2 protein-coding genes and 1 pseudogene are annotated in these 3,537 nt (G+C 63.9%); 1 reads left to right on the forward strand and 2 read right to left on the reverse strand.

What is annotated here, in order from left to right:
• Nucleotides 1-182: 182 nt before the first annotated feature.
• A complete protein-coding gene (locus AB4Y34_RS41135; RefSeq protein WP_368719226.1) occupies nt 183-1,463 on the reverse strand; it encodes an SGNH/GDSL hydrolase family protein in 1,281 nt (426 codons plus the stop codon).
• Between the two features lie 85 nt (nt 1,464-1,548).
• Entirely contained in the window at nt 1,549-3,171 is a 1,623-nt protein-coding gene (locus AB4Y34_RS41140; protein ID WP_176126702.1) for an NAD(P)/FAD-dependent oxidoreductase, read from the reverse strand.
• A gap of 197 nt (nt 3,172-3,368) precedes the next feature.
• Here AB4Y34_RS41140 and AB4Y34_RS41145 point away from each other — a divergent pair.
• Nucleotides 3,369-3,537: pseudogene (locus AB4Y34_RS41145) on the forward strand (1,2-phenylacetyl-CoA epoxidase subunit A); the annotation flags it as partial.

A 3,537-nucleotide genomic window follows, 5' to 3' on the forward strand; every position in this document is an offset into this window, starting at 1 on the left:
AGCGCCCACACTTATCGGCTGTTAGTTTTTAAAGATCGATCCGCCCAACCCGCAGCACCTGAACCACCACCCGGCACTGTTTCGTTTGCGTCGCTGCGTCTGCAGCAGAGAAGCGAGATTATGGAGAATCTTTCTCGTCTCGTCAATACCAGATTTCGCTTTTGCTTAAAAAAAGTTGTGACTCACTTCCGGGCCGCGCTCACCACTGCCTCAACAGGAACAGCGTCGGCCATGGCCGCGTAGCCCGCGTCGCTCGGATGGATGTGATCGCCGCTATCGAACGCGCGCTGCAGACGCTCCGGCTGCGCTCTGTCGCGCAACGCCGAGTCGAAATCGACGACGCCATCGAAAGCGCGACTAGTCCGGATCCACTGATTAACCGCGAGTCGGATGTTTTCCCGCTCCTGCGGCAGCGACGCCGGCGTCAGCGTCGCGCCGAACACCTTGACACCCTTGCGCCGCGCGGCCGCGATCACTCGCTGGTAACCGGCGATCAGATCGGCAGCCGTGACCGACGTATGAGGAAAATCGCAGTCGAGCCCGCCATGAGGCGGCATTGCCGCGAAGTTAATGTCGTTGATGCCAATCAGCACAACCGCCGCCTTGACGCCCGGACGTTGCAAAACATCGCGCTCAAACCGGCTCGCAAGCGCGTCGCCATAACAAGGTGAGTCGCTAAGAAGCCGGTTGCCGCTGATGCCGAGATTCACGATCGCGGTCGACTGCGCGCCGCTCGCCGCCAGTCGCCGAGCCAGCGCATCCGGCCAGCGACGGTTCTGGTTCAGGCTGGAACGCATGCCGTCGGTGATCGAGTCGCCGATCGCAGCCACGGCAACTGACGGTGCCACCGCCTCCACCGACAAGCCCGTGACCCACACATATTGGGTGAAGCGGCCGCGAAATGCGGCGGCGGACGTGTCGGCGGTGTGATTGCCCGGCCCCGACACATAATTCACCTGATTCGACACCCGGTGCCACGCGACGATCCGCTGCTCCGGTCCCATAAACGCACTGATCGCATACGGCGCGCCCTCGACGACGTCGATCCCAATCGGATCGCTGTCCAGCTCGCCGCCGGGCGGAACGCTGACCGCGCCCTTGCCAGCAAACGTCACTCGACTGCCATCCCTCGCTACCGCCGCCGCGCCGCCGGCCGAGCGCGCGATGCGCAGCTCGTCGATGACCAGAGGTGTCTTACCATACGCATTGCTCAGATGAATTCGCGCCGTCTTTCCCGACAAAGTCGGATACACGATTTGCCGGACGGTGCGCCCGGCGACTTCAGGCGCGCGATACAGCGGTGGCAAGTCGGCCCGCTGTGGAAGCGGCTGCAGCGCGGTCGCCCACACGGCGACCCAATGCTCGGGCGCTTCGGCAGCGAACGCGTTCGAGGAAACGACAAACGGAGCAAATTGGGCAAGCAGCGCCGCGCCGCATGCGGCAGCCAGGGTGCGAATGGTCATTCGGACGATCGGTTCGAGACGAAACGCGCATTGTGCCCGAACGACGCGGCAAACGCCGGTGCCCGGCGGCTGTGCCCGTTTGGACTCATGCCGTTTGCTGACTCATGATCTTCAGAGCGACGGCTTCGGCGACTTCGATTCCGTCGATCGCCGCCGAGTAGATCCCGCCCGCGTATCCCGCACCTTCGCCGGCGGGATACAGCCCTTTGATGTTGACGCTCTGGTAGTCGTCCCCGCGACGAACGCGTACCGGCGACGACGTTCGGGTTTCAACGCCGGTCAGCACCGCGTCATGCATCGCGAAACCGGCGATTTTCTTTTCCATCTGCGGCAGCGCTTCGCGAATCGCCTCGATCGCGTAGTCGGGCAGTGCAGTGCTGAGATCGGTTGGCCGCACGCCGGGCTTATACGACGGCACGACGGAGCCGAGCGACGTGGACGGACGCCCGGCGATGAAGTCGCCGACCAACTGCCCCGGCGCCATATAGTTGCCGCCACCGAGTTCGAACGCCCGTTCCTCCCACTTGCGCTGGAACGCGATACCCGCAAGCGGGCCGCCCGGGTAGTCGTCTGGCGTAATGCCGACCACGATGCCCGCATTCGCGTTGCGCTCCGCGCGCGAGTACTGGCTCATGCCGTTCGTGACGACCCGCCCCGGCTCCGACGTGGCCGCCACCACGGTGCCGCCGGGACACATGCAAAAGCTATACACCGCGCGCCCATTGCTGCAGTGGTGCACCACCTTATAGTCGGCTGCACCGAGCTGTTTGTGACCGGCAAATTTGCCGAAACGGCTGCGATCGATCACCCCTTGCGGATGCTCGATCCGGAAACCGAGCGAAAACGGCTTCGCCTCGACGTGAACGCCGCGGTCGTGCAGCATCTGGAAGGTGTCGCGTGCGCTATGGCCGACCGCCAGCACCACGTGGTCGCAGCGCAGCGTCTCGCCGGTCGACAGCTTCAGCCCGCGCACCTGGCCGTTGTCGATGTCGATGTCCTCGACACGCGTCTCGAAGCGCACCTCGCCGCCCAGCTCATGGATGCCCGCACGCATCTTCTCGACCATGCTGACGAGGCGAAACGTGCCGATATGCGGCCGGCTCAGGTACAGGATGTCCTCGGGCGCACCGGCCCGCACGAATTCGTCGAGCACTTTGCGGCCGTAATGTTTCGGGTCCTTGATCTGGCTGTAGAGCTTGCCGTCCGAAAAAGTGCCCGCGCCACCTTCGCCGAACTGCACGTTCGACTCGGGATTCAGCACCGATTTGCGCCACAGGCCAAACGTGTCCTTGGTGCGCTCGCGCACGGCCTTGCCGCGCTCGAGGATGATCGGCCGGAAGCCCATCTGCGCGAGGATCAGTCCTGCGAACAGACCGCACGGTCCCATGCCGATCACGACCGGACGCGGCGTGCTCAGTTGGGCGGGCGCTTTGGCGACGAACTTGTAGCTCATGTCGGGGGTCACGCCGCAATGCGGCACGTCGGCGAGCCGTTTCAGCGCGGCCGCTTCATCCTTGACCTCGACATCGACGATGTAGGTGAGCTTGATGTCGGCGCGCTTGCGCGCGTCGTGCGCGCGGCGAAACACGGTGTATCGGATGAGCCCGTCCCGCGCCACGCCGAGATCCGCGAGGCGCGCACGGATGGCGGCTTCGAGGGCGCTTTCGGGATGATCGAGCGGGAGTTTGATTTCGCTTAGACGTAACATGAGTACCGGAGATGCAAGTGGGCCGCAGCTCGCGGCCAATTCGCAATTTTACCGGTAAGTGTCGGGGTGGGGGACGTGCTTCAACCCCCTGAATGACGCTATCAAGCCCAATCCCCGTCCTCAAAAAATTTATTAACCGACCGGTCGGTTGGTTTATACTACGCCGACACAGACTACTCCTCCAGAGAGCGTCCCCCATGTACACCCAATCCCTCGATATCCCCGGCCACGTCGCCCCACTGGACGCGGACGCGAATTCGCCCGAACAGGCGCGCTTCGACGCGGTCATGGCCGCCGACGGCAAGATCGAGCCGCAGGACTGGATGCCCGACGCGTACCGCAAGACGCTGGTGCGGCAGATCTCGC

Source organism: Paraburkholderia sp. BR10954, assembly GCF_040965775.1.
GTDB classification, from domain to species: domain Bacteria; phylum Pseudomonadota; class Gammaproteobacteria; order Burkholderiales; family Burkholderiaceae; genus Paraburkholderia; species Paraburkholderia youngii.